Annotated in this window: 30 protein-coding genes; 19 read left to right on the top strand and 11 right to left on the bottom strand. The window is 39.0% G+C overall.

What is annotated here, in order from left to right; translation table 11 throughout:
• The first annotated feature begins 59 nt into the window (after positions 1–59).
• From GVV19_RS02765 to hflX, 3 genes are read left to right on the top strand one after another with little or no spacing between them, the layout of a single operon-like run.
• Positions 60–749 carry a response regulator transcription factor gene (locus tag GVV19_RS02765; protein ID WP_159645339.1) on the top strand — a complete coding sequence of 230 codons (690 nt, stop codon included), beginning with the start codon at positions 60–62 and terminating at the stop codon, positions 747–749.
• Positions 739–2217, top strand: a complete 1479-nt coding sequence (locus tag GVV19_RS02760; RefSeq protein WP_159645337.1) for a sensor histidine kinase — start codon at positions 739–741, stop codon at positions 2215–2217. Before GVV19_RS02765 ends, GVV19_RS02760 begins: the two co-directional genes overlap by 11 nt.
• Positions 2207–3475 (top strand): GTPase HflX, encoded by a 1269-nt coding sequence (hflX, locus tag GVV19_RS02755; protein WP_236262315.1) that lies wholly within the window; start codon positions 2207–2209, stop codon positions 3473–3475. The genes GVV19_RS02760 and hflX overlap by 11 nt, the downstream gene beginning before the upstream one ends.
• A gap of 30 nt (positions 3476–3505) precedes the next feature.
• Here hflX and GVV19_RS02750 read toward each other — a convergent pair whose 3' ends face one another.
• On the bottom strand, positions 3506–4291 hold the full coding sequence (locus GVV19_RS02750) for a pseudouridine synthase (RefSeq protein WP_159645335.1): 786 nt from the start codon (positions 4289–4291) through the stop codon (positions 3506–3508).
• A gap of 1 nt (position 4292) precedes the next feature.
• Positions 4293–5240: a TIGR01212 family radical SAM protein gene (locus GVV19_RS02745; protein ID WP_159645333.1), complete on the bottom strand. Its 948-nt coding sequence runs from the start codon at positions 5238–5240 to the stop codon at positions 4293–4295.
• A 91-nt stretch (positions 5241–5331) separates the two neighbouring features.
• Between GVV19_RS02745 and GVV19_RS02740 the strand changes: the two genes are divergently transcribed.
• Both GVV19_RS02740 and GVV19_RS02735 read left to right on the top strand, forming a co-directional pair.
• Positions 5332–6027, top strand: a complete 696-nt coding sequence (locus GVV19_RS02740) for an MgtC/SapB family protein (protein ID WP_159639549.1) — start codon at positions 5332–5334, stop codon at positions 6025–6027.
• A 9-nt stretch (positions 6028–6036) separates the two neighbouring features.
• Positions 6037–6480, top strand: coding sequence for a GNAT family N-acetyltransferase (locus GVV19_RS02735; RefSeq protein WP_159645331.1), 444 nt, complete (start codon positions 6037–6039; stop codon positions 6478–6480).
• A gap of 9 nt (positions 6481–6489) precedes the next feature.
• On the opposite strand, the gene GVV19_RS02730 is transcribed toward GVV19_RS02735, so the two are convergent.
• The 3 genes from GVV19_RS02730 to GVV19_RS02720 form a co-directional block, all read right to left on the bottom strand.
• A complete protein-coding gene (locus GVV19_RS02730; protein ID WP_159645329.1) occupies positions 6490–8379 on the bottom strand; it encodes a glycoside hydrolase family 13 protein in 1890 nt (629 codons plus the stop codon).
• A gap of 79 nt (positions 8380–8458) precedes the next feature.
• On the bottom strand, positions 8459–8734 hold the full coding sequence (locus GVV19_RS02725) for a GNAT family N-acetyltransferase (RefSeq protein ID WP_159635727.1): 276 nt from the start codon (positions 8732–8734) through the stop codon (positions 8459–8461).
• Between the two features lies 1 nt (position 8735).
• Positions 8736–8978: a (4Fe-4S)-binding protein gene (locus tag GVV19_RS02720; protein WP_236262211.1), complete on the bottom strand. Its 243-nt coding sequence runs from the start codon at positions 8976–8978 to the stop codon at positions 8736–8738.
• A gap of 170 nt (positions 8979–9148) precedes the next feature.
• Between GVV19_RS02720 and GVV19_RS02715 the strand changes: the two genes are divergently transcribed.
• From GVV19_RS02715 to GVV19_RS02700, 4 genes are all read left to right on the top strand, one after another.
• Positions 9149–10510, top strand: a complete 1362-nt coding sequence (locus GVV19_RS02715; protein ID WP_159645326.1) for an FAD-binding oxidoreductase — start codon at positions 9149–9151, stop codon at positions 10508–10510.
• Between the two features lie 73 nt (positions 10511–10583).
• Positions 10584–10940 (top strand): TM2 domain-containing protein, encoded by a 357-nt coding sequence (locus tag GVV19_RS02710; protein ID WP_159635721.1) that lies wholly within the window; start codon positions 10584–10586, stop codon positions 10938–10940.
• Between the two features lies 1 nt (position 10941).
• Positions 10942–11295: a DUF2752 domain-containing protein gene (locus GVV19_RS02705; protein ID WP_159640925.1), complete on the top strand. Its 354-nt coding sequence runs from the start codon at positions 10942–10944 to the stop codon at positions 11293–11295.
• Positions 11296–11347: 52 nt separating this feature from the next.
• Complete coding sequence (locus GVV19_RS02700) at positions 11348–11599, top strand: hypothetical protein (RefSeq protein ID WP_159640922.1); 252 nt, start codon at positions 11348–11350, stop codon at positions 11597–11599.
• Between the two features lie 22 nt (positions 11600–11621).
• On the opposite strand, the gene GVV19_RS02695 is transcribed toward GVV19_RS02700, so the two are convergent.
• The 3 genes from GVV19_RS02695 to GVV19_RS02685 all read right to left on the bottom strand — a co-directional run bounded on the left by GVV19_RS02695 (position 11622) and on the right by GVV19_RS02685 (position 13605).
• Positions 11622–12644 carry a M42 family metallopeptidase gene (locus tag GVV19_RS02695; RefSeq protein ID WP_159640919.1) on the bottom strand — a complete coding sequence of 341 codons (1023 nt, stop codon included), beginning with the start codon at positions 12642–12644 and terminating at the stop codon, positions 11622–11624.
• Positions 12645–12719: 75 nt separating this feature from the next.
• Positions 12720–13130: a peptide-methionine (R)-S-oxide reductase MsrB gene (gene msrB / locus GVV19_RS02690; RefSeq protein WP_159635709.1), complete on the bottom strand. Its 411-nt coding sequence runs from the start codon at positions 13128–13130 to the stop codon at positions 12720–12722.
• Positions 13114–13605 carry a methylated-DNA--[protein]-cysteine S-methyltransferase gene (locus GVV19_RS02685; protein ID WP_159640916.1) on the bottom strand — a complete coding sequence of 164 codons (492 nt, stop codon included), beginning with the start codon at positions 13603–13605 and terminating at the stop codon, positions 13114–13116. Before GVV19_RS02685 ends, msrB begins: the two co-directional genes overlap by 17 nt.
• Before the next feature lie 111 nt (positions 13606–13716).
• Between GVV19_RS02685 and GVV19_RS02680 the strand changes: the two genes are divergently transcribed.
• Positions 13717–14154 carry a Dps family protein gene (locus GVV19_RS02680; RefSeq protein WP_159635703.1) on the top strand — a complete coding sequence of 146 codons (438 nt, stop codon included), beginning with the start codon at positions 13717–13719 and terminating at the stop codon, positions 14152–14154.
• Positions 14155–14226: 72 nt separating this feature from the next.
• Here GVV19_RS02680 and GVV19_RS02675 read toward each other — a convergent pair whose 3' ends face one another.
• Positions 14227–15048 (bottom strand): purine-nucleoside phosphorylase, encoded by an 822-nt coding sequence (locus GVV19_RS02675; protein ID WP_159640913.1) that lies wholly within the window; start codon positions 15046–15048, stop codon positions 14227–14229.
• Positions 15049–15405: 357 nt separating this feature from the next.
• On the opposite strand from GVV19_RS02675, the gene GVV19_RS02670 reads away from it, so the two are divergent.
• The 5 genes from GVV19_RS02670 to GVV19_RS02650 all read left to right on the top strand — a co-directional run bounded on the left by GVV19_RS02670 (position 15406) and on the right by GVV19_RS02650 (position 18880).
• Entirely contained in the window at positions 15406–15996 is a 591-nt protein-coding gene (locus GVV19_RS02670) for a hypothetical protein (RefSeq protein ID WP_159645323.1), read from the top strand.
• A gap of 10 nt (positions 15997–16006) precedes the next feature.
• Positions 16007–16873: a hypothetical protein gene (locus GVV19_RS02665; RefSeq protein WP_159640907.1), complete on the top strand. Its 867-nt coding sequence runs from the start codon at positions 16007–16009 to the stop codon at positions 16871–16873.
• Positions 16851–17408, top strand: coding sequence for a signal peptidase I (locus tag GVV19_RS02660; RefSeq protein WP_159645320.1), 558 nt, complete (start codon positions 16851–16853; stop codon positions 17406–17408). Before GVV19_RS02665 ends, GVV19_RS02660 begins: the two co-directional genes overlap by 23 nt.
• Before the next feature lie 62 nt (positions 17409–17470).
• Positions 17471–18109 carry a hypothetical protein gene (locus GVV19_RS02655; RefSeq protein ID WP_159645317.1) on the top strand — a complete coding sequence of 213 codons (639 nt, stop codon included), beginning with the start codon at positions 17471–17473 and terminating at the stop codon, positions 18107–18109.
• 12 nt (positions 18110–18121) lie between these two features.
• Positions 18122–18880, top strand: coding sequence for a hypothetical protein (locus GVV19_RS02650; RefSeq protein ID WP_159645314.1), 759 nt, complete (start codon positions 18122–18124; stop codon positions 18878–18880).
• A gap of 38 nt (positions 18881–18918) precedes the next feature.
• Here GVV19_RS02650 and GVV19_RS02645 read toward each other — a convergent pair whose 3' ends face one another.
• Positions 18919–19794: an RluA family pseudouridine synthase gene (locus GVV19_RS02645; RefSeq protein WP_159640895.1), complete on the bottom strand. Its 876-nt coding sequence runs from the start codon at positions 19792–19794 to the stop codon at positions 18919–18921.
• Positions 19795–20337: 543 nt separating this feature from the next.
• Here GVV19_RS02645 and GVV19_RS02640 point away from each other — a divergent pair.
• From GVV19_RS02640 to GVV19_RS02630, 3 genes are all read left to right on the top strand, one after another.
• Positions 20338–20538: a cold-shock protein gene (locus GVV19_RS02640; protein WP_159635679.1), complete on the top strand. Its 201-nt coding sequence runs from the start codon at positions 20338–20340 to the stop codon at positions 20536–20538.
• A 109-nt stretch (positions 20539–20647) separates the two neighbouring features.
• Positions 20648–21403, top strand: coding sequence for a hypothetical protein (locus GVV19_RS02635; protein ID WP_159645310.1), 756 nt, complete (start codon positions 20648–20650; stop codon positions 21401–21403).
• Positions 21403–21813, top strand: a complete 411-nt coding sequence (locus GVV19_RS02630; protein ID WP_159635673.1) for a GNAT family N-acetyltransferase — start codon at positions 21403–21405, stop codon at positions 21811–21813. Before GVV19_RS02635 ends, GVV19_RS02630 begins: the two co-directional genes overlap by 1 nt.
• On the opposite strand, the gene GVV19_RS02625 is transcribed toward GVV19_RS02630, so the two are convergent.
• Positions 21803–22507: a coenzyme F420-0:L-glutamate ligase gene (locus GVV19_RS02625; protein WP_159635670.1), complete on the bottom strand. Its 705-nt coding sequence runs from the start codon at positions 22505–22507 to the stop codon at positions 21803–21805. The two genes, GVV19_RS02630 and GVV19_RS02625, sit on opposite strands and share 11 nt — an antisense overlap.
• Before the next feature lie 113 nt (positions 22508–22620).
• On the opposite strand from GVV19_RS02625, the gene cls reads away from it, so the two are divergent.
• Positions 22621–24147: a cardiolipin synthase gene (cls, locus tag GVV19_RS02620; protein ID WP_159645305.1), complete on the top strand. Its 1527-nt coding sequence runs from the start codon at positions 22621–22623 to the stop codon at positions 24145–24147.
• Positions 24148–24153 lie beyond the last annotated feature (6 nt).

Below are 24153 nucleotides of genomic sequence, written 5' to 3'. Positions count from 1 at the left end.
AGGCTAAAAGTCACAGAGTTCGAAATACAATATGATACGATAGTCATAAGGTGATAAACATGAAAAAAATATTGATTGCGGATGATTCCGATAAAATTAGACACATACTCAATGAATATCTCGTCAAAGAAGGTTATGAAGTGATTCAAGCTCGTGATGGGAGTGAGGCTCTTGATGCCTTTGCCCAGAACAGTTTTGTGATGATTTTACTTGATGTGATGATGCCTTTTAAAGATGGATTTGAAGTATGCAAAACGATTCGTGAAACATCCAATGTTCCCATCATCATGATTACCGCTCGCGGGGATGACTATGATCGTATCATGGGCTTGGATATGGGGGCAGATGACTATGTTGTGAAGCCTTTTGTACCAGCTGAAGTTATGGCTCGCATCCGAGCAATTTTACGCCGTATTGGACCAAGCGATACGCACAACCGAATTACCTACGATACCTTGCGCGTAAACTTGGATGATTTTGAGGTGACTGTTTCGAACCAGCCGGTGTCACTAACCAAAAAAGAAATTGAGATTTTGTGGACCATGATGCAGCATCCGAATCAAGTTTTTTCGCGTGATCAATTGTTAGATAGTGTGTGGGGAATTGATTATTATGGCGATTTCCGCACAGTGGATGCCCATATTAAACGACTTCGTGCCAAACTTTCCCCGTATGAATCAGAAACATGGTCAATTGCGACGGTTTGGGGTGTTGGCTACAAATTTGAGGTTAACCACCATGCGCTATAAAATGACACAAAAATTAGTGGGATATTTTGCAATTACGTTACTTGTCTTTGCAATTATTATTGGGGTGACCTTCTCCATGATGTTTCGACAATCAACCCTTGATCAATCCCGTACAGACTTGGAGTTTCGCGCAAAGACAATTGCGAATTCGGTATCGCCCTACCTTGAAAATTCCAGTTCAAATAACAAACATGGCTCAATGATGCGAAACCGTGACCTAAGCACTTATTTGGAATCGCTTGAAGCATCGACGGTTGGTGAAGTCTGGGTCGTTGATAAGGAAATGAAATCAATCAGTAGGGGTCAAGGGCACAATAATGCAACAACCCAACTTTCGGATTTGCCTGAAGATAGTGAACGTATGATTAAGCAAGCTTTATCTGGATTTACCGTTTATAGTGATGGCTTTAGTGAAATGCTAAATTCGGAGTCAGTGACTGTCGGTGTTCCAGTACAAAATGGTGATGGTCAAATTGTAGGTGCAGTGCTTGTCCACTCTCCAATAGCTGGTATTGATGCGGTTATTCAACATGGGTATCATGTTTTAAGCATTAACATTGCGGTTGCATTGGTACTGTCGGTTGTCGTTGCTTACTTTCTATCCATTCGGTTTGTGAAACCATTGAAACGGATGAGTGAAACATCAAAAGCATTAGCCATGGAAGACTACACTGTGCAAACCGATGTGCATCAACATGATGAGATTGGCGAACTTGCGGCATCCATTGATACATTAGCCGTACGTTTAAACGAAGCATCACAAGCCCGAGATCGTCTCGACCACATGCGCCACGAATTTTTTGCAGACATCTCCCATGAATTAAAAACGCCCGTCACGATTTTACGAGGGTCCCTCGAAGCGATGCGTGATGGTCAAGTGGAAACCCCTGAAAAGCGTGAAGAGTATGAAGAAAACATGCTTCAAGAAGTGATACACTTACAAAAATTGATTAATGATTTGCTCGATTTTTCAAAGCTGAATACGACCGACTTTGTGTTAGAGAAAGACGTTGTAAATCTGCATGATATTGTGGGTGATGCAATACGATCACTGCGTCCTGTTGCAATACAAAAAGCGATAGAAATACGCTATGAAAAAGAAACAGTACCATTTGCCATTTATGGTGATTATGCACGATTACGGCAGATGATCACCATAATTCTTGATAATGCCATAAAGTTTTCAGATCCGCATGCGACCGTTATCCTTCAACAGAAAGGGGATTCGTTAAGTATCACGGATACTGGTAAAGGCATTGCTTCGGAAGAAATTCCGCATATTTTTAATCGTTTCTATAAAGACCAAGGAACACAGAATGAGTTAGGTAATGGAATTGGCCTTGCAATCGCACAACAGATTGCGAAACGTCATATGATTGATATAATAGTGGAAAGTGTTCCACACCAGGAAACCACATTTGCATTTGTGTTGACACACAATAGACAGGACATTGATTATGGAAACTAAAGAAAGAAAAGAACGGGCAATCCTTGTAGGGATTGACTTTGCGAAATCGGATTATCGCATTGAAGCATCGATGCAAGAACTTGCTAATCTTGTTGATGCTGCGGGTGCAGAGGTCATGGCCATGACAACACAAGCACGTGAACGTCGTGACAGCGCCACATATATTGGAAGTGGTAAAGTTGCGGAAGTAGCGGCGTTAGTGGAAGCGTATGAAGCCGACATGGTTGTTTTTAATGGTGAACTCTCGGGATCGCAGACACGTAATCTCGAAGCATTGATTGGCGTTAAAATTGTCGACCGTACTAATCTCATTCTCGATATTTTTGCTGGCCGTGCCAATACGAAGGAAGGCATGCTACAAGTCCAATTGGCACAATTAAAGTATCGTTTACCACGTCTTGTTGGCTACAGTGATTATCTATCACGACAAGGTGGAGGAATTGGAACACGAGGACCTGGAGAACAAAAATTAGAAACTGACAAACGCCATATTCAACGCAATATTACCCACATCCAAAACGAACTAGAGAAGGTTGTAGGACATCGCGAAACAACTCGAAAACAACGACTAAAATCAAGTCTTCCAATTATTGCTTTAGTTGGGTATACCAACGCGGGTAAATCAACAATCATGAATGGCATACTCACTCACAGTGGAGAAACTAAAACAGTTGAAGCCAAAGACATGCTCTTCGCTACTTTGGATACGACGCTACGACGTGCACGCTTAAACAACAACCAATCCATTCTTCTAACAGATACGGTTGGATTTGTCTCCAACTTACCCCATGCGTTAGTCGCAGCCTTTAAGAGTACACTTGAAGAAATTCGTTTTGCGGATGTCATTCTCCACGTCGTAGACGCATCCAATCCAGATTTAGATATTCAGATGGATACCACCGAAGCAATCATGCGCGACTTGGAAGTTCTCAACAAGCCCATAATCACTGTTTATAATAAGGTGGATCTTGCTACCGAGGTAGATTATCCTGTAGGGTACACGATGTCAAATCGTGTATATATGAGTGCTCATAATCCTGAAGATATCGATTTGTTGATTGACTTGATTGAAGATGCACTTGCAGACAAGTTTAAGAAAGCATCAGTATTTTTGAAATTTGAAGACCTGGGTATCTTAGATTACTTTGCATCCACATATGATATTGGAGACATTGAGTATGATGAGAAGGGTGCTCATTTCAAAGTGGTACTGACCCAAGAGGACTATGAACGCTTCGCAGAATACATCGTTAAATAAAAAGAACACCGCGTAAGCGGTGTTTTGACTTTATTGGGAAATACGGTGGTTCATTTCGATGAGTTCAGACTCAGTAAGATAACGCCATTCTCCTGGTTTTAAGTTATCCAAAGAAACGTGCATAATCCGAACGCGTTTTAGAGATGTAACACGATATCCGAGGGCTTTTGTCATACGACGGATCTGGCGGTTTAAACCTTGTTTCAGAATAATTTTAAAAGTTTTGGGACCAATGCGTTCAACGTCACAAGCTTGAGTTATTTCATGGATATGTGCTGCCTGATTATAAATTTCGACGCCCGATTGCATTTGATTGATAAATTCTTGATCGAAAGTCTTATGAACAGACACTATATATTCTTTATCGTGTCCGTACTCTTCTCGTAAAATTTTATTCACAATGTCACCATCGTTTGTCATCAAAATTAAACCATACGAATCTTTGTCAAGACGACCAATTGGGAAGATGGTTGATTCATAGTTCATGAAATCAACTATGTTGCTTGGGTCTTTGGAGTCTGTTGTACTGGTTATTCCAACGGGTTTGTTGAGTGCAATGTAGACAAGATCATCCGCTTTTTTTATTGTTTCACCACGAACACTCACTGTATCCTGAGGAAAAACTTGTGATCCTACTTCAGCAACCTGTCCATTTATCATGACAAGACCGTCTTGAATTAAGCGGTCGGCACCTCTTCGTGATGCATACCCAGATTCGCTAATAAATTTATTGAGACGAAGCGAGGCACTGGTTTCGTGACGAATAATACCTTGTTTTTGTTTGAGGGTGGTATCCTTTTGTACTGCGTGTTTCATGTTAATGCTCCTTATAATATTTACCTTGCCACGTATTGCTAGCAAGCATGAGTTTATCGATTTCATTTAATACGATTGTTTTTCGTCGCGTCCATTCTGGTGCTAATAAGTCAGATCCAATGCCGTCACCAGTTAGGCGGGCAATGACCATCGTCTCAGGAAGACGCTCGAGTTGTTGAACGACTAAATCAACATAGGTTTCCATCGACATAATTTCAAAAGGATTCTTTGTATACTGATAACCAAGCTTGGTGTCTTTGATAATATGAAGCATATGAATTTTTAGCATATCTGGATTTAACTGGGCAACATAGTCGCAGGTTTCGAGCATCATATCTGTTGTTTCAACTGGAAAACCATTGATTATGTGGATACAGGTCCGAATCCCTGCAGCTTTCAATTTGGTAATGCATGATGCCACGGAGTCTAAGTCATGGCCACGATTCATCCATACACCCGTTGTTGGATGCATACTTTGCAAACCAATCTCAATTGTGAGATCTTTACGTTTCGCTTTGGAGGCAAAATAAGCAATTTTGTCATCGTCGAGACAGTCTGATCGTGTGGCGATATCAATACCAACAAAACGATCATCCTCAAAAAAAGGATCATACAATGTTTTTAAAGCATCAAGGCTGTCGTGGGTATTGGAGTATGCTTGGAAATAAGCGATTCGCTTCGCGTTGGGCCATTTACGAAGCATGATTGCTTCGGAGTGATCGATTTGTGCTTCAAGATCTGGATCTTTGAGAATCATATCGCCAGAACCCCGAGCAGAACAAAAATTACATCCGCCACTGCCACATGTTCCGTCTCGATTAGGACATGTAAAGCCCGCGTCGATACTAACTTTAAATGCTTTGGAGCCGTAAGTTTTCTGAGTGAAATAATTATAAGTATAGTAACGCTTGTTGTCGTTTGAATATTTGAATGGATTAAGAGTTTTCATGTATGTATTTTATCACGTATATTGTAAACTACAAAGCGTCAATATTTGGTATAATAAGAGTACACTCGAAATATCTTGGAGGGAGATTACTATGGCAGTAGAACAAGTCTTATTACGACTTGCAATGGTTACATTATTTTCAGGTATTATCGGTTATGAGCGTGAGGTAAATAATGCACATGCCGGCTTGAAAACACATATGATTGTTGGTGTTGGAGCAACAATCGTAGCTTTAATTCAACAAGAAATTGCAGCAACAGCACTTGCTGAAGCACTTGCCTATCCAGAATTAACTGGAGTTTTACGATCGGACCCTGCTCGTCTTATTGCGCAGGTCGTAAGTGGTATTGGTTTTCTAGGAGCAGGAACCATCATCGTCACCAAACGCAATATTTCGGGATTAACGACCGCAGCATCAATTTGGTCGGTCGCCTGTTTAGGGCTTGCTGTGGGGATGGGGTATTATGAAATTGCTGTATTGGGCTTTGGTTTCCTGTTCTTAATTTTATTTGTAACACGTCGCTTTCAAAACCTTTCGTTTTCAGAACGCGTGCATGTCAAATATATTGGTGGACAAGAAACATTAGACGATATAGAGCGTGTTTTTGAATCGATGGATGTTCAATTCCAACAAGTCAATTATCGTGTTGATATGTTTGGTAATGAACGTGTTTATACAAGTATTTTTGAAGTGCAAGGTAGCCGCCGTTTTTCATTCAGTGAATTCGTAAGTACGATGGCCCTCAAGAGTACGGTTATTAGTGTTCATGCAACAAATTTAGAATAGAGGGATAAAATGACAATTCGTATTGCAGAAAATAAAGATGCACCCCATATACATGAACTGTTGATTCAAATTGTGAATCATCATCATGATCTATACCCTGAACGCTTTCCCAAAGACATACCGAAATATTCAGTCACGGAAGTACAAGATTTGATCCAAAATCCACAGATGACCGTATGGGTCTACGAACATAATGAACACGTAGAAGGATATTTGATTGGTTGGATGGATGGTGACGTTTTCTTTGTCGATGATATTTGTGTCAATGAAGCAGCACGTGGTTTAAAGATTGGACATCAACTTATGACCCATCTCGAAACTCAAACAGAAACGGCACCGTTTACTGAAGTTCGCTTAAATGTATGGACGAAAAATACAGCAGCAATTAACTTTTATGAGAAAGAGGGCTATGAGCCTCTTAAATACGTACTAACAAAAAAAATTGAGCGCTAAGCTCAATTTTTATTTTACTTGAAATATGTTGATTTCATAAGGTTGCATTACATCGAGGTGATGAACATAATTTGATAGAAGCGGACTGTAGTTTCCGGTTCTTTGATGTCGTGGAATCGTAGTTTCCGATAAATTCATTTGAACAAAATATCGACGTCCTTCGTAGACTCTGAAATATGCGAAATAATTTTTTGTTGCTTCGTACACAAATTCAACATCACCATAAATAAATGCTGGGTGGTTTTTTCGTAACGCAATTAAAGTTTTGTAGAAATGATAAATCGAATGCGGGTCACGCATCGCATCATCAACGTTGATGTGAGCATTGCGATTGTCATTATGAATCCACGGCTCACCCGTACTGAAGCTACCATCTATGGTCCACGCTACAGGAACTCGCGCGTGATCTCGTGAACCTGCAACGATATGACTGAAAGCCTCATAGGTCGCCATGCCCTCTTGAACGAGTTCATGGTATTTCTGAATCGACTCCACGTCTCTGAAATCTTCAAGAGAGCGGAATTGTTGGTTAACCATTCCGATTTCTTGCCCTTGGAAGATGAACGGAGTACCTTTAAGAGTTAACAATAAAGTCGCAATCAATTTTCCTAAAGCTTCGCGGAAAATAGGGTTTTTATTCACCTTAGAAATCATCCGCGGATTATCATGGTTTTCGAAGAAGAGTGCCATCCAGTAATGATTTCCATAGTGTTTCATATAGTCCATAATGTAGGCTTTGTAGTAATTGAGGTCGTACTTATATTTATCAAAACGAACATGTCCCGGTGTTTCGAGATGGTCAAAGTTGAATACCATATCCAATGCTTGGCGGTAGTCGCCGCTCAAAAGCTTAGCCATTTCCATTCCAATACCAGGCGTTTCTCCAACCGAAAATGATTGATAAGGTGCGAAGGCATCTCGGTTGAGTTGGTTCAAGTAGCGATAAAGATCGGGACCAAAGAAATAGTGCTCAATGCCAGTGAAGCCCATCATGTCACCAATAATTTCACTTCCGTCTGGGAGGCCGTCTCGTTTAGAAATATAATTTATTACGTCCAAGCGGAAGCCATCGATACCTTTATCCAACCACCATTTGACCATTTCGGTGATTTCTTGACGCATTGCGCCATTAGTCCAATTCAAATCCATTTGCTTCTTAGAAAAAAGGTGGAGCGCCCAGACATCCTGTTCGGGATAGTAATTCCACGCAGGTCCACTAAAGAAGGAAGTCCAATTATTCGGTGGGGTGCCATCACGATTTGGTCTGATAAAATAATAATCACGTTTTGGGGAGTTGGGATCACGAAGTGCTTCTTGGAACCAAGCATGTTCGTCCGATGTATGATTCACAACCAGATCCATAATGATACGCATACCACGTTCATGAACCCCCTCTAACAAGGCATCGAAGTCTGCCATTGTACCAAAATCTTGCATGATTTTATGATAATCGCGAATATCATAGCCATTATCATCATTTGGCGAATCATAAATTGGTGAGAGCCAAAGGGCATCAACACCAAGTGCTTTTAGATAATCCAGTTTTTCAATAATTCCCTGTAAGTCACCGATGCCATCACCATTACTATCTTTAAACGAGCGCGGGTAAATTTGGTAGAAAACGGCCTCTTTCCACCATTTCGCTTCAGCATCCACGGCATCATTACGTGGCAATTCTGTCTCAGTGTTCAAGAGCTGCAGTGCGTTGTCAAAAAATGCTTGATCCAAGCGGTCTTTCGCTAAGCGTTGGATAGATCCGAGTGTGAGTTTACCAATCACTGGATTTTCAATGAGTTTACGAGAAATACCCAATTGGAGTAAGACCTTGTATACAATATCTTTTCCAATTGGATGGTCTAAAATATCGTGGATTGTTGATTGCATTGTGAATGTTTCCATAAGACACCGTCCTTTATAAAATTATAGCATAAGTGTCATGATAACGCGGTGAATCAAAAAAACATTCTCATTGAGAATGTTAAGCATTATTTAATGTGTCACGGTAATCGGGTTTCCGTTCAAACTCACTGACAGCGAACGAGCAAAGGGGAATAATTTTTTTGCCAGTAGCACGGGCTTCTTCAACAACACGTTCAATAAGTTGGGTAGCAAGACCTTGTCCTTTATATGCGTCATCAACGTGGGTTGAAGCAATGATGATGAGTGAATCACCAGCACTGGACAATTCTACAGCACCAACTTCGTGCTCTTGATCCATAATGTAAAATCGATCGTTTCCTTTTATAATTTCCATCTTATTTATCCTTTCTAATGTATTTTAAGGCACCACTTGGGCATGAATCAATAAGTGCAGCAACCTCATCGGCTGGCGCATTATCTGCAAGAATCCATGGTCGACGGTTGGTGTCGAAAACGTCATGTAATCCGCGAACACAGACTCCAGAATGAATACAAACACTGCCGTTAAAGAAAATATCAATAGCCTCACCGGAATATTTGCGATATCCCTGATCAATCAATTCTTTTTCTGTCATCATAAGAGCCTCCTTTTCATTAATTATAGGGGCTTCCTTGGCAATCTACAAATTTGTGAAAAACCATTTGAAATCAAATTTCATTATTGCACGACGAATGTTAAAATTTTCAGTCAAAACCGTGGGAATGCAAAGAAATTATCAGTACAATAAGGGTATAGTGGAGGTAAACTATGAAATTAGAAACAATCATCAACGACCCATCACGCATTAAGGTAAATGAAGCAGTTCCATTTGAAATCCTTAATGATGATTACGTTGGCAAAAGTGACGGTGTTCACGCAGTACTTTATCCGATTACCCATGAGGAAGTAGTCGCCGCAGTAAAGTATGCAATTCACCATGATTTAAAAATAATTGCCCGCGGTTCTGGAACCGGACTTTCAGGTGCAACCGCTCCTGTAGCTCAGGAACTTGTCCTTGATTTATCGCGCATGAATCGCATTCATGGCTTAGATGAAAGCACCATGACACTCACAGTCGAACCGGGTGTTCAGCTTCATGAAATCCAAGAATATGTAGAATCCAAAGGATACTTTTATCCCCCCGATCCAGGATCAAAGAACTCATCAATTGGAGGGAATGTCGCAACCAACGCTGGTGGGATGCGTGCAGTTAAATATGGCGTCACACGTGATTACGTTAAAGCACTACGGACCGTTCTAGCAACTGGTGAGACACTTGAACTTGGAAGTATCAATGTAAAATCCAGTTCGGGATATGATTTAAAAGATTTATTCATCGGTTCCGAAGGAACATTGGGAATTACTACACGCATTGATTTAAAAGTAATTCCATTACCAAAATATAAGAAATCATATGTCGTTGCCTTTGAAGATTTGACGTTGGCGACACGTGCAGTTGCTGCAATTCTTCAAGAAGGTATTGACCCAACAGCATTAGAATTTTTTGAACGCGATATGATGGATTTAAGTGTTGCGCAAACAGGCATCACATTCCCTGTCGCAGTTGGGAAATCTTACTTACTTTTAACACTTGATGGTGATACCGAGACATCGATTGCGAGCCGCGAAACTGAATTGCAACGCGTCGTAACTGAACATCAAGCAATGGCCTTTTTGCCCCTCAATTCTGATGAACTTGAGCACAATGTCTGGAAACTCCGTGACAATTTACTCGCAGCAGTCGTAAACTATACCGAGCAAGTGACGATGGATGAAACAGTTCCTATTAACCATGTCGCAACATTATATGAATATACGAAAGATTTAGAAGCTGAATACGGAGTTCAACTCATGAGTTTTGGCCATGCAGGGGATGGAAACCTTCATACCTGTGTAATGCGAGGTGATTTAGATCAAGCAGCGTGGGAAGAAAAGAAAGCTATCGTACTTGAAAAGCTTTATGATCGAATTGCGGAATTAGGTGGACTTCCTTCAGCAGAACATGGCATTGGATTAATTAAGAAACCTTATTTCCATAAGATGACGCAACCGCTGTATTTGGATATGATGCGAAAAATTAAAACAGCATTTGACCCAGAGAACAGACTGAATCCAACAAAAGTAATCTAACTAACTTACAAAAATGTACGTTGTATTAATCGACTAATACAGATATAATGGTATTAGAAACGAGGTGTAAACTATGGAAACACATACACAAACAAATGAATATATTGACATCTTTATGTTGAACAATGGAAAATACTTTCCTAGTTCACAACGTCATGAGATTGCACAACGACTACGACTCATGCCAGAAGATCGCGTGCGTTACGTCAGTACACTAGATTTTAAGGATCCAACTGTATCCTTAATTATTTCAGCAGTTGGGGGAACTCTTGGTATCGACCGATTCTTTATTGGTGATATTGGCATGGGGTTATTAAAACTATTCACTGCAGGTGGCTGTGGCGTGTTATGGTTGATTGATCTATTCTTGATACAAGAACGTACACGTGAAATCAACTATCAAAAAATGAACGAATTCCTTCGTTACTAGCATGTTTAACGATTTAAAAAAAATTCCGCAACGATTATATGTAGGTTTAGGGGTAACGGCGATTGCGTATGCTTTATTCTTTATGCTAACGCCCTTTACCTGTCCAATCCGTGCGATAACGGGTGTCCCTGATCCCTTTTGTGGGACGACACGGGCATGGTTAGCCGCACTTCAAGGAAATTTTGGTGATGCATTTTGGTATCATCCGCTCTTTCTTTGGGCACCATTACTGTTGCTGGTCATCATTCTATACATGTCGACACATAAAGAACGGTATCTATTTTTAAGTGTGGTAGGTGTCTCAGCCTTTTTGATCATCTATCTCATACGACTAACATTATTTGTCATACCTTAAGGAGCATGTGTATACAAGCTCCTTTTGTGTTCTAGTTACGTCCGGAGGTCCTATGAAAAAAATTTACCCAGTAATTGCTGTGGCATTACTTGTGGGGTTAATCACCTATTTTCCACCTTATGTTACGACTCAAAGTCCAACAGATGTTGCGGCTGGTGCGACACCACCCCTTGGTGTTGTACGGGATGGAAATACCTATAAAGTATGGAATGTACAACATATCGGCATAATATTGGTCGTCGAGGGTCTAGCAATCCTTGCAATGGTTGTGCATGAACAGAAAAAAACCACATCGCAGCAATGACGCGAAATGTGGTTTTTTTTTATTATTTTAGGTAGGCAATTCCTAAATCAATAGTTGCTTGAATTGCATCTTCATGGGTGCGTTCAAAGCTATGCGAAGCATCGACGCCAGGACCAATTAACCCAACGCGGATATCATGACCAGCCCGTAATGCTGCTGAACCGTCCGACCCGTAAAATGGATAAATATCAATATTGAACGGAATTTTATTTTCTTGAGCTAACGTAACAAGACGTTTCTTCAATTCGTAATCGTATGGGCCAGAGCTATCTTTGGCGCAAATGGTGACTGAATACTCATCAGATGTTTGTCCAGAGCCAGGAGCTGCCATATCAACAGCTATAAACTCTACAGTTTTTTCAGGAATTGCTGCAGATGCACCATGGCCGACTTCCTCATAGTTCGAGATAAAGAAATGGGTTGTGTGAGCAGGTTTGATATTATTTTCAACGAAATAAGCAGCCATTCCAAATAGGGAAACGACACATGCCTTGTCATCCAAGTGACGTGATTTAATAAACCCTGAAGGGCTTACGACTGTTCGTGGGTCAAGGTGAACAAAATCACCGACACGAATACCTAAATCTAAGACATCTTGTTTGTTAAAGACTTTTTCGTCAACGCGTACGATAAGTGTATTTTCGTTTCGTTCTGTTGCATTTGTTTTGGCACCATGAACATGTGATGAAGCAACAGTTGTGATAATACTACCGGTATAAAAAGCTGCATCTAAAGTCTCAACTGTAACATGTTCTCCTTCAATTGTCGTCCAGGCATAACCACCAATTTGTGTTAATTTTAGACTTCCATCCGCAGTAATTTCTTTTACTTGAGCACCCAACGTGTCAACGTGAGCGGATAGCGTGATATGCGCATTATCATCTATTCCAGGTAATGTAGCGATTAAAGCGCCTTTATTTGTGCGTCGTGTTTTTAAACCCATTGATTCAAATTTTGATGCAACAAATTGAATTGCAGCTTCTGTATGCCCAGTAGGACTTTTAATGTTTAATAAAGTTACTAAATCTTCGATAATTGTGTTCATATATAATCTCCTTTACAACTTATTATAGGCTTGAATTGATGCAGTAGCAAGCCACAAAAAAAGGAGGTTTCCCTCCTAAATAAATTTTAAGTAGTCGCCATATCCTTCGGCTTCCATATCATCTTTAGGGATGAATCGTAATGCTGCAGAGTTAATACAATATCGCAAACCACCCTGTTCACGTGGTCCATCGTTGAAAACGTGACCTAAATGCGAATCAGCATTGAGAGAACGCACTTCAATACGATGCATGTTGTGCGTAAAGTCCTCTATTTCATGAACCTTCTCAATTGGTTTTGTGAATGATGGCCATCCACATCCAGCATCGTATTTATCTTTTGATGAAAAGAGTGCTTCACCACTCACGATATCAACGTAAATTCCACGTTCATAAAAATCATCGTACTCTCCAGTAAATGGACGTTCTGTAGCGCTGTTTTGTGTTACTTCAAACTGAATGGGAGTTAGTTTATCTTTGAGATCCATAGTCATGTTCCTCCTTGGATTCAATATCCAATAATTTGACTTTTAGATCGAGCCCTCCTGTAAATCCATGTAATCCTCCATCTTTTCCAATGACGCGATGGCATGGGGTAACAATCATGATTGGGTTCTTACCAATAGCACTTCCGACAGCACGAACTTTTTTAACATCCCCCAATGCAATGGCAACATCGGAATAGGACCATGTCACGCCATAGGGGATGGTATTTAAAACCTGCCACACCGATTTTTGAAAATCCGTACCTTGTGGCGCAAGTTTCCACGAGAAAGTATCTAAAGTACCTGCTTGATAACGGGATAATTCATCCACTTCAAGTTCGAATGCTTGAGAGTCCTCGACAGCTGTTGGTGCATATTTTTGGAAATCTGCATAACTATTTCCGAAATAGCGCACACCTAGATCATCTTTAACAATATAAAATGTAGTACCTAGACATTCAAATGATGTATATTTCATGGTCTCACCTCTAAAGAAATTATAGCATAAGTCGAAACTGAAACGTTTAAAGTTACTTTCATTTTCTTATCACAAAGAAAGGCGTATACTTTAGGTATAGGAGGATTTGATATGAATAATTTATATGAAGCAGTTAGCACATTTTTGGCAGACCAAATTGTGGTCGGCATGAAGATTCACAATATCCACTGGTTTATGGTTGGTGAAGGATTTTTCCCAATGCATAAACAAATGGACGAATTCTATGATGAAGCAGAAGAAAGAATTGATACTGTAGCTGAGCGTTTACTTGTTATTGGATCACGTCCACTAGGTAGCTATAAAGCAATCCTTGATCGCACAAGCATCAAAGAACTTGGAGATCATGATATTACTGCAATTGAAGGAATAAAACATTTGATTGTTGATTTTGAAACATTAAATAATCAAGCGCTTCGTGTCATTAAACTTGCAGAAGAAAATGAAGATCCAGGGACTGCAGATCATTTTACAGCGATTTCCCAAGATTTAGGAAAATCATTGTGGATGATGAAATCTTACATTAAGTAAGATCACAAATAATTATAAATGGTGATAAAAGGGCAATACCGATGATGGTATTGCCCTTTTTAGTGAATGAAATTAAAAGTCCCAAGTGTTAAGCATCTGTGTGACCCATTTGCATAAATCAAGACTTGCTTTGTTGGCAATGGCAACAACCTCATCGTGAGAGTGTTTTCCAGTTCGAAGGCCAGTGGCCATATTCGTAATAACAGAGATGCCTAATACATCTAAACCAAGATAGTTTGCAACAATGGTCTCAGGAACGGTAGACATACCAATTGCATCACTACCAAGTTTACCGTACATGCGGATTTCAGCTCGAGTCTCATAGTAAGGGCCTTGGAAGAATGTGTAGATACCTTCTTTGTACTCTATATTCAGACCGTGTGCGGTATGACGTGCGTGATCACGGAGTTTTGAACTGTAAGGTTCAGACATGTCAGGGAAGCGTGGTCCCAGACGATCATCATTGGGGCCGACGAGAGGGTTTGTTGATACACCATTGATGAAATCATCAATAATCATCAAATCACCAGGCTTAAATGTTGGATTAATACCACCACATGCATTGGTGACAATGAGACTCTCGATTCCAAGTGCTTTCATAACATAAATTGGATAGGTTACTTCTTTCATTGGGAAACCTTCATACGCATGGAAACGTCCTTGCATGACAACAAGTTCTTGAGAACCAATGGTTCCGAAAACGAGGTTGCCGGCATGACCAACTAGGTGAGACTGTGGGAAATGGGGGATATCAGCGTATGAAATGGTATGGTGAACTTCCATTTCATCGACTAGACTTCCTAAACCACTTCCAAGAATAATTCCAATTCGGGGTTTAGTCGCAGTAATCTGTTGAATAAATGCAGTAGATTCATTGATTTGATTATAGAACATAAGTGTCTCCTTTTTATCTATTATAACCATATCACAAAGAAAAGACTATTTTTGTGAAAAAAGGTAGTGAAATTAACGAAATAGCGAGATAATTTCACGCTCCAATATACTCCAAATAAGACAAATTGATTGCAATGGAGGAAATCGAAAGATATAATACAAAGTATCATAACTGAAAAGGGGTAAGGTTTATTCATCTTGATTTCACTTTAAACAATATAACCTTTCATTTTATGCATAAACATGAAGAAAATATTAAATTTATAGCTAATGTTAGTGAAATTGTGAAAATAAGTTGAAATAAACAACTTACGGTGGTAGTATTGGTAGGTATGAAAAAAAGGAGACATTATTTTAATGAAGAATTCAAAGAAAGTAAGTATTAGCGTCTTAATCTTACTGGCACTGTTATTAACAGGATACACATGGTCATACTGGAATGCTGGTACTATCAAACCCCACCTAACTGAAAATGGCGAAAATACAGTTGTATTAGGAGCGGCCAAGAACCAAGAAGTCGAAACAACGTTAACGATTGCTCCCGGATCAACAACGAAACCATTGATTCCTGCAGATATTTATAACAAACTATCCGAAGGCGAACGCTCAACTTTTAGTTCTAATGCTGCACTAACAATTAATGCAACATGGACTGAAAACCAAATCGGTAAAGAAATTGCATCAGGTGCACAGGGAACAATCAAAGCTGAAATTCTCGGTGTTTCTATTGATGGAATTGACGTTAACCATACTGACAACAAGATTGCAACATCACTCATCAAACCAACATTTGACGAAACGATGCCGACAATTACTTTGAATGATTCAACAGCTACTCCAATTGGTTTATCAGTAACCATGAATGAACCTAAAAATAAATCAGAATACGAAGCAATTGCAAACAAAACTATTAAAGTTAAAGTGCGCTTATCAGTAACTCCGTTATAGGTGCTATTGAATGATTGCACGAGTGTTGATAGGGATTCTAAGCATCTTAGGCTGCTTGATTGTATCTACTAAAACGTACAGTTATTGGCAATCATATGGCGTTAACTCAGCAAGTAATACTGTCGAATGCTCTGTTACAATTCATGATTACCTCGGTATCATGACACTAACGAAGGATTATGATCTCTTAAAAGATTACGATTTAAATCGTAAATACCGTATCGGTGAATTATTCGAATCACGAGGCGATATTTATGTGGTTGTTAATCCAGTCGAATCAGGAATTCACCGTGAACCATCACGATACCCTGACGACGTATCCCCCTTCAGAATATTATCTGACTCGGTGCCTGATAACGTGTCGAACAGATATTTACATGGTTTTTACACCTTCGATGACTACCATATCAGTCGGTTTGAAGATGGAAAACGTATCATGCATGAAGATATTACAACCTATCTCTTTGATGCTACCAAACGCTATAAAACTGGATATGCAGCTGTTGCATTGAATCGCAACAATCCCCAAGCATATATAAATCCCAAATTTAAAGGGAAGAATCAAGTTGTGTGGCACAAAGATAAGCTTTACATCACGAATCAAGACTATGATGGCTCGAGTCGACCAGTTCCTGGTGAATCAAAAGGATGGACTTCATTAAATGATCCAGTTTTTAATGAAAACTATCTGTATGTAAAATACAAAGGATATCCCGTATCTGTTGTAATGAATGAAAACGGAAAAAATATTGTTTATCAACTGCGAACGAAAAGCAACAAAGACCCTCAAACTGGCGAATACATCAAACCAGGTGAAAATGAAACAGTTTGGGCGTTACGAAGTGGAGAAACGTATGAACAAAAAAGAAACCACTAAACGACGTGAGGTTGGATCTATCGCATTCTACCTTATCATCGCTATTTTAGCGTTGGTAATTGGTGCAATACGCTTTTTTCCAAACGTAATGTCGCACGTCGTTAAGCATAGTTCTTATGTGGTTATCAGCGACAGTATGACACCTGTGATCAATGTAAATGATTTAATTGTTGTCAAAAGAGTAACTCCTGAGACCTTAAAGGTAGATGATATTATTACTTTTGATGTCGATATTGATGGAGACGGAACACTCGAGCTGGTTACACATTATATTGCGGAAATTGATGGAAATAACTACAGAACAAAACCAAATGTAAGTGAAACGATGGATACCTGGACAATTCACGGTAATCAAATTCGTGGAAAAGTTGTTATGACCATACCTAAAGTAGGTCATCTGCTTATCCCACTTTACAACAATGCGGTGCCAATTCTCTTGGTCGCATTAACTGCAATTGTATTGACCATAGTGCATGTCTACTATGAAAAAGATGAAGATTCCCCAAAAGATGATTTAGACACATTGCGTGTTTGAGTCGTTTTTTGGTATCTGAGTCAAGACTAATTAACAAATAGAAGAATCATTGAGGGGAAGTAATGAAACGCGATAAGTTAATTGCTTTAATTTCACTATCTGTTTTAGCGTTATTATTAACAGGTTTTACGTGGAGTTACTGGTTTGATGGAACCGTATCTCCACCATCAGAAGTAACAAAGACAAATACAATGAAAATTGGAAGCGGAGATACGGTAACCGTATCGACACAAATTGGTGATTTAAATATATTTAAAAATACAGAACTACCTCTCGTTCCAAAAGGAAAAGCCGTTGAGGGAAAGTCGGTTGATACATTGGAAACAGGATACTCAGTATCCTGGGAAGAAGATGGAACTGATTTTGCGACAGGACATCCAGGAACGCTACAGGTTGTTTATAGTAATTTTCGATTTCAAAAAAATATCGATGGAATCACAGAAAGGCGAGATGATGAGTCTTATCTCAATCTCATTCTCTTTTCAGGAACACCTATCACAGCAAATCGCGATACATCAAACCCAAATTGGGTAAACGAAATTTCATTTGGTGCAACTCGTGACATTTTCTTGGGTGATGGCAATCTCCAAGCATTTAAGCATGCTTTTCAGCTGGGGATGCCACCAACGAAAGAGCATTATGACTTTGTAAAGGAATCTACGATAGCGTTTGATATTAACATCACGGTAACGCCACAATAAGGAGTCCTAACTATGAATGTAAAAAAATATACGCCATTGCTCATGATCATCATTTTGATCACAATGACGGTGAGTATCAAAGCTATGTGGGACACATTTGATGTTGCCCGAACCCAAAAAGAATCGAAAATTTCAATGCGCATTGGTGATTTTTCATCACCTTTTGGAAATTCCGTTCCCAAATATGTCCCGGGAAATAGATATGCCGCAGGTACCATCGTACAAGACGACCAGGGTTTTTACTATCTCATTAAGCAAGACATAGATGAAACGAAATCGTATGACCTAGCCTGGTATAATCACAAAATCATGTCCATTTATAACAATAATTTGGGCGCGTTTAATCCACAAAATCATCCAAACGAAGGATATACAGTATCTGGTGATATAGCGTATTTCTACAAAAATGGATCGTTTAATGCGCAACAGGTTGCATCGTACCTTACATTTTCGAATCGAAAGTATACTAAGACGCAAGGGATTCCTAAGAACCCATTTGATGGACAATCTGTAGTGTATTTCGAGAACGTTGTGTACATTGCGAATCAGAAATATAAACAGGGTCATGTCCCTGGAACGGATGTTGGTTGGACACCGATGAATCATGTTGAGTATGTGGAAAATGCCTTGTATACGAAATCCTTGCAGGGTGAAGTAGTTTCCGTGCGTTATGGTGATGCTACATATTCACTACTTACGGCAGATAACTCTAAAAACAAGGGTGTTGTAGCACCAGGTGATGATGATCGTGTCTGGAAAAAAATGGCGTAAAAAAGTGTTGACCATATTTAGCGGTCAACACTTTTTTATTAAATGGATTCGATTTGTTGTTCCGTGACACGAGTAAGACGTTTAAATTTCGGTGGTAAAGGTGAAATAAATTCCATGACTTTACCAGATTTTGGATGCTTCACAATCATTCGATAAGCATGCAATCCCATTCGCTTGATAGGATTGGTTTTCGCATCGTACTTACGGTCGCCAATAATTGGGTGACCAATATCTAACATATGCACGCGAATTTGATTTTTACGGCCTGTATCGAGTTGGACTTTAAGGAGTGAAAATTTTTCGCTTCTACGGATAACGCTGTAGTGTGTGATAGCCTCTTGACCAGTAGTCGTTGAATACATATGCGTTGTTTTGTTTTCACGTAGGAAAGATTTGATCGTATCATTTTCTTTTTGTACACGACCTTCGACAATCGCGATATAAGTGCGGTCAAGAACCGCTGCGTTCCAATCATCTTGATACATTTTCTTGACACGCTCGTTTTTTGCAAACATTAGAACACCAGATGTATCCTGATCGAGGCGGTGGACAACAAAGATTCTGTTCTTAGAGTTTTGCGTTTTGACATAATCACTTGCAAGCCGATAAGCAGTTAGCTCTTCATTCTTATTTGTTGCAACTGTTAAGAGTTTATAAGGTTTGTCGATGACAAGAATTTCATTATCTTCATACAAGATCTGTAGTGGCGTATCGCGTTGTTGATTATGTGAGACAATTGTGATTGTTTGCCCTACATAAACAGGGTCATCAAACTGTGTTGTGACCTCATTATCGATAGATATACATTCATGTTTCAGTAATGATTTAATTTTTGACCGGCTGTATGCTAGATCAGCGCTCAAAACTGTATCTAAAACTTCACCATCGCGGACTACTTTAATTGTATGTTTCATAAATTACCTCATTTCGTATTTCATTATGACAGAAAACACCTTAAATAGATAGTATCCTTATTATATATAAAGTACGAAATATTCTTTTGCAAAGGATGATTAACTACCTCTATAAATTCGATAGGGTTTGAACGGTATAATTTTTTTAAAATTATTTTTCTTGACTTTTCAAGATACACGGACTGGGGTGGTCATAATTTAGCCGTTTGCTTGTGAAAAACATGGTAAAAATCCCCAATGATGAAACAGGTTTTCAGAATAGCGGTAAGTGGTATCAAGGGCTTTAACAGTGCATATCCATGAAAAATACACCCAAATAAATAGTATGTATTTTGATGTTTAATGGAATAGCCTTGAAAACGCTTCACAAATCTGAAAATGGATTGACACACTTCTATAATGATGATAATATCAAATTGTAATAAGAATATGATTGTAATTTGTAAGAATTATATCGTAGGAACTCAATGTGTGTTAAAAACTGTTTACCATAGTTTGAAATTTACGTTTGAGTACAACTTATTTCTGATAGGAGGTACTAGCATGAGTACAGGGAAAGTGAAATTCTTTAACGCTGAGAAGGGTTACGGATTCATTACTATCGAAGGTGGGCAAGACGTTTTCGTTCATTATTCAGCAATCGAAGCAGACGGATACAAATCTTTAGAAGAAGGTCAAGAAGTTAGCTTTGATGTCGTTGAAGGTCCACGCGGAGAGCAAGCAGCAAACGTTAGAGCTATCTAATTAGTTTAGCCAAAAACAGTAACTTCGGTTACTGTTTTTTAATGGACAGAAAGTCGCATTCTATCAGAATTTAGATTATAATATCTATTAGTAAATATTGGAGGAAATTATGGTATCACCACTAAAATTTGTAATTCTAGGTTTCAGTATTCTTGCATTATTAGGCTGGTTACTGGGATACTACATTAAAATGAGAAAAGAAGAAACAATAGTTAAAGGCGTTATGTGGGGAGTGTTGAGTTACTTCCTTATGAACATTATTTTTGCGGTTGCTCAAATACCATTTGGGGACATCACAAAAATGACATTTGGTCCGCAATACGGCATGATCTGGGGAATAATGAGTGCAGTTGCATTCACGCTTGCTTCCATTATTGTTGTCCCAATTGCATATAAGAAATTTAAATTTACCAAGTGGACAACAACACATCTCTCTTTTGGGTTAATGATTTTCTTTGTTGCATCTACTTTAAGTACACTTACAAATATCTTTATGTTTGGTTTTGCGATTAATAAAGGAACCGCAGCGACTGTTCTAAACCCATCATTTACACCAGAACAAGTTGCAAATCTGGTGAACGAAGTTGTTAATAATCCTAACTTCTATTACGCAAATATATTACTGTCTCGAATTTATGAGTACATCATTTATACAGCAGGATTTGCATTAATTATTCGTGGAGTCCGCGAAGATAAACTCTTGCCTAATGCAGCAATTGCCCTTGTACTCGTCTTTATTAATGTTGCTATTACAGGATTGTTGTTTAATTTAAACATGCCAATCTTAACCGAAATTTTAAGATTTGCGTTTGCGGCTTTCGTTGGATTCAAACTATACCAAGAGTTGTTCACCAAGAAGGCATGATGAAAATCGAGTTAATTGATATCACGGATGAATATGATCATCAAGGCGTCGAAACGTTCTTGTATGATATTTTCGTTCCCGAAATGTCACGCTTCGTTGGACGATGCGAATTTCGAAATGAAACAGGGCGTGATCTTCGTTTCTACGGTAATATTGGATATGTGATTTATCCTCCTTACCGTGGAAAGAATCTTGCCTATCAAGCTACGCTTGCTCTCTTTGATATTTTGGCAATAAAAAAACCGGATGTACATGAAGTTATTCTTACATGCAATCCGGATAATATAGCGTCACAGAAAATTATTAAACGTTTGAGTGGTGCTTATGTGGAAACGGTGGATGTGGATACAGACCACGAGTTATACCACATGGGTGAAACTCAAAAAGAAATATATACTGTTAAGCTTTAACTTTACGGATAATTCCTAAGGGTGTCGATTGTGACTGTTGCCCAAGGGGATTATCTTTTAATATTTTTACCATTTGGTCCAAGTCAATTGCGGAATTGCTTGATCCAAGAATATTTCCGCCTAAATCATTAATATCAACAACAATGACATCAATGTCCTTATCGAAAAGTGCTTTTAGTTCTTTGGCAACTTCGTTTGGACGTTCAGGTCCTAGGACAACATATTCATTGTATGGTGGAATTGTATGTGATGTGGGACCATCAATTGATCGCGCTTTGTAACCAGCAACGCGGTAGAAGTCACCTTTACGTCCAAAAACTTTTGTAATTGCAGCAACACCAGCGGCAAAAATGATGCGAGGTGTTCCACATTCACGCAATGCCATCTCCATGGTTTCAGGCATACCCAAACCAATTCCGTGCGGTGTTTTTGTTACATAGTTTGAAAGAGTGTATGCAAGTTTACGCGGCTTCACATCCTTAATAGGATAGGCGCGGCCTTGCGTAATAGCAACAATTTTCTCAGTTACAAATAAAATATCGCCATCTTGAAGGAATGGTGTTGCGAACTCACCCACAACAGCATCAATCTTATCATTTGGCATTACCAACTTAGTTTTAATTGGTAAACGCTCATATTCTTGTCCATTAACGCATACGGTTAATGCTTTATTTTCATTCGCTTTTATAGTCATACAAATGCTTCCCTTCTGTACTTTATAATCATAGCGACTCAAAGGGTCATAAGCAAGTGATAACTTGCAATAATCAAGTGCAATCAAGTATAATTTCCTCAAGTGAGGTGGATATGAAGACACTATTACGTATAATTACAAATAAAATATTTGTCGTGGGGATCATCGTTGTTGCGGAACTATGGTTACTCCTGTATTTAGTATGGAATTTATCGCTAAACTATGCAACGATTTACTCAATCTTAATGTTCTTGGCGGTCCTATTGGTTATTTATGTTATTAATCGGAATGATAATCCAGTATATCGTTTGGCATGGACGATTGTGATTCTCGTCTTTCCACCTATTGGGGCGGTTCTTTACTTGTCGTTTGGCGGAAAGAAAGTACCGCGCAAACTACGAGAAAAGATCACAGATGCCTATTCTGAAAATTCTTTTTTAGATTTGGATTATAACGTCATCATGGATAATGCAGAAACAAAAAATCCGCACTGGAATCGAATGCTTCGATACATTGTGAATACGACAAACTACCCACTTTATACGAATACAAAGTCCGTGTATTTGGAATCAGGTGAAGTGAAATTTGAAGCAATGAAAGAAGCGTTAAGAAGTGCTAAATCGTACATCTTTTTAGAGTATTTTATTATTAAAGATGGTTTGATGTGGCAATCAATCTATGAAATTCTGCGAGAAAAGGTCGCGGAAGGCGTTGATGTACGGTTGATGTATGATGATTGGGGTTGTGCACTTTTTAAAGATTTACAACAACAATGTGATGACGCAGGGATTCAAGCAATTGCATTTAACCCGCTAATTGCCCAACAGGCAATTCAAATGAACAACCGAAATCACCGTAAAATATGCGTGGTTGACGGACGTGTGGGAATTGTTGGAGGTATGAACCTTGCGGATGAATACATAAATATTGGCAGTAAATTTGGACATTGGAAAGATACTGCAGTTATGATTGAAGGTGATGCGGTTCACTCTTTGACGATGATGTTCCTCCAATTTTGGCGATACTATTCAGAGCGCATTGAAGACCCGTTGGATTTTCAATATACCTTCCCTCAACTCGAGGAGAATGTAGGGTATGTGCTACCGTTTGGTGATGCACCGACAGATGATGTGGATATGGGGTTGGATGCTCATATGTATATGATCAATAATGCCCGTCGTTACATATATATTCAGACACCATATCTTATTATTGGATACGAAATGGTTATGGCATTGAAAATGGCTGCTCGATCGGGTGTTGATGTACGGATCGTTGTACCACATATTCCTGATAAAGTTGTCGTTAACCAAGTGACGAAATCAAATTATCAAGATTTACTTGAGCATGGGGTTCGTATTTTTGAATATGAACCAGGGTTTGTTCACTCAAAAACAGTGGTTGTTGATGATGAGATTGCAATGATTGGAACAACGAATATGGATTATCGCAGTTACTATTTGCACTACGAATGTAGTATTCTATTTATGGATAGTGAAACAGTGACAAAATGTTATGAAGACTCAATTGATACAATCAATAATCACTGTATTGAAATTACACTAGAAGAAGCACTAGAAACACCATTCATTGTACGTGTTTTTAGATCGGTTGTTCGCGTCTTCAGCGGACTCATGTAAAAGAAA

This window comes from Erysipelothrix anatis (genome assembly GCF_009828745.1).
Classification (GTDB): domain Bacteria; phylum Bacillota_I; class Bacilli_A; order Erysipelotrichales; family Erysipelotrichaceae; genus Erysipelothrix; species Erysipelothrix anatis.
Note: the sequence above shows the minus strand (reverse complement) of the source record. Positions and strands in the feature narration are given on the sequence as shown.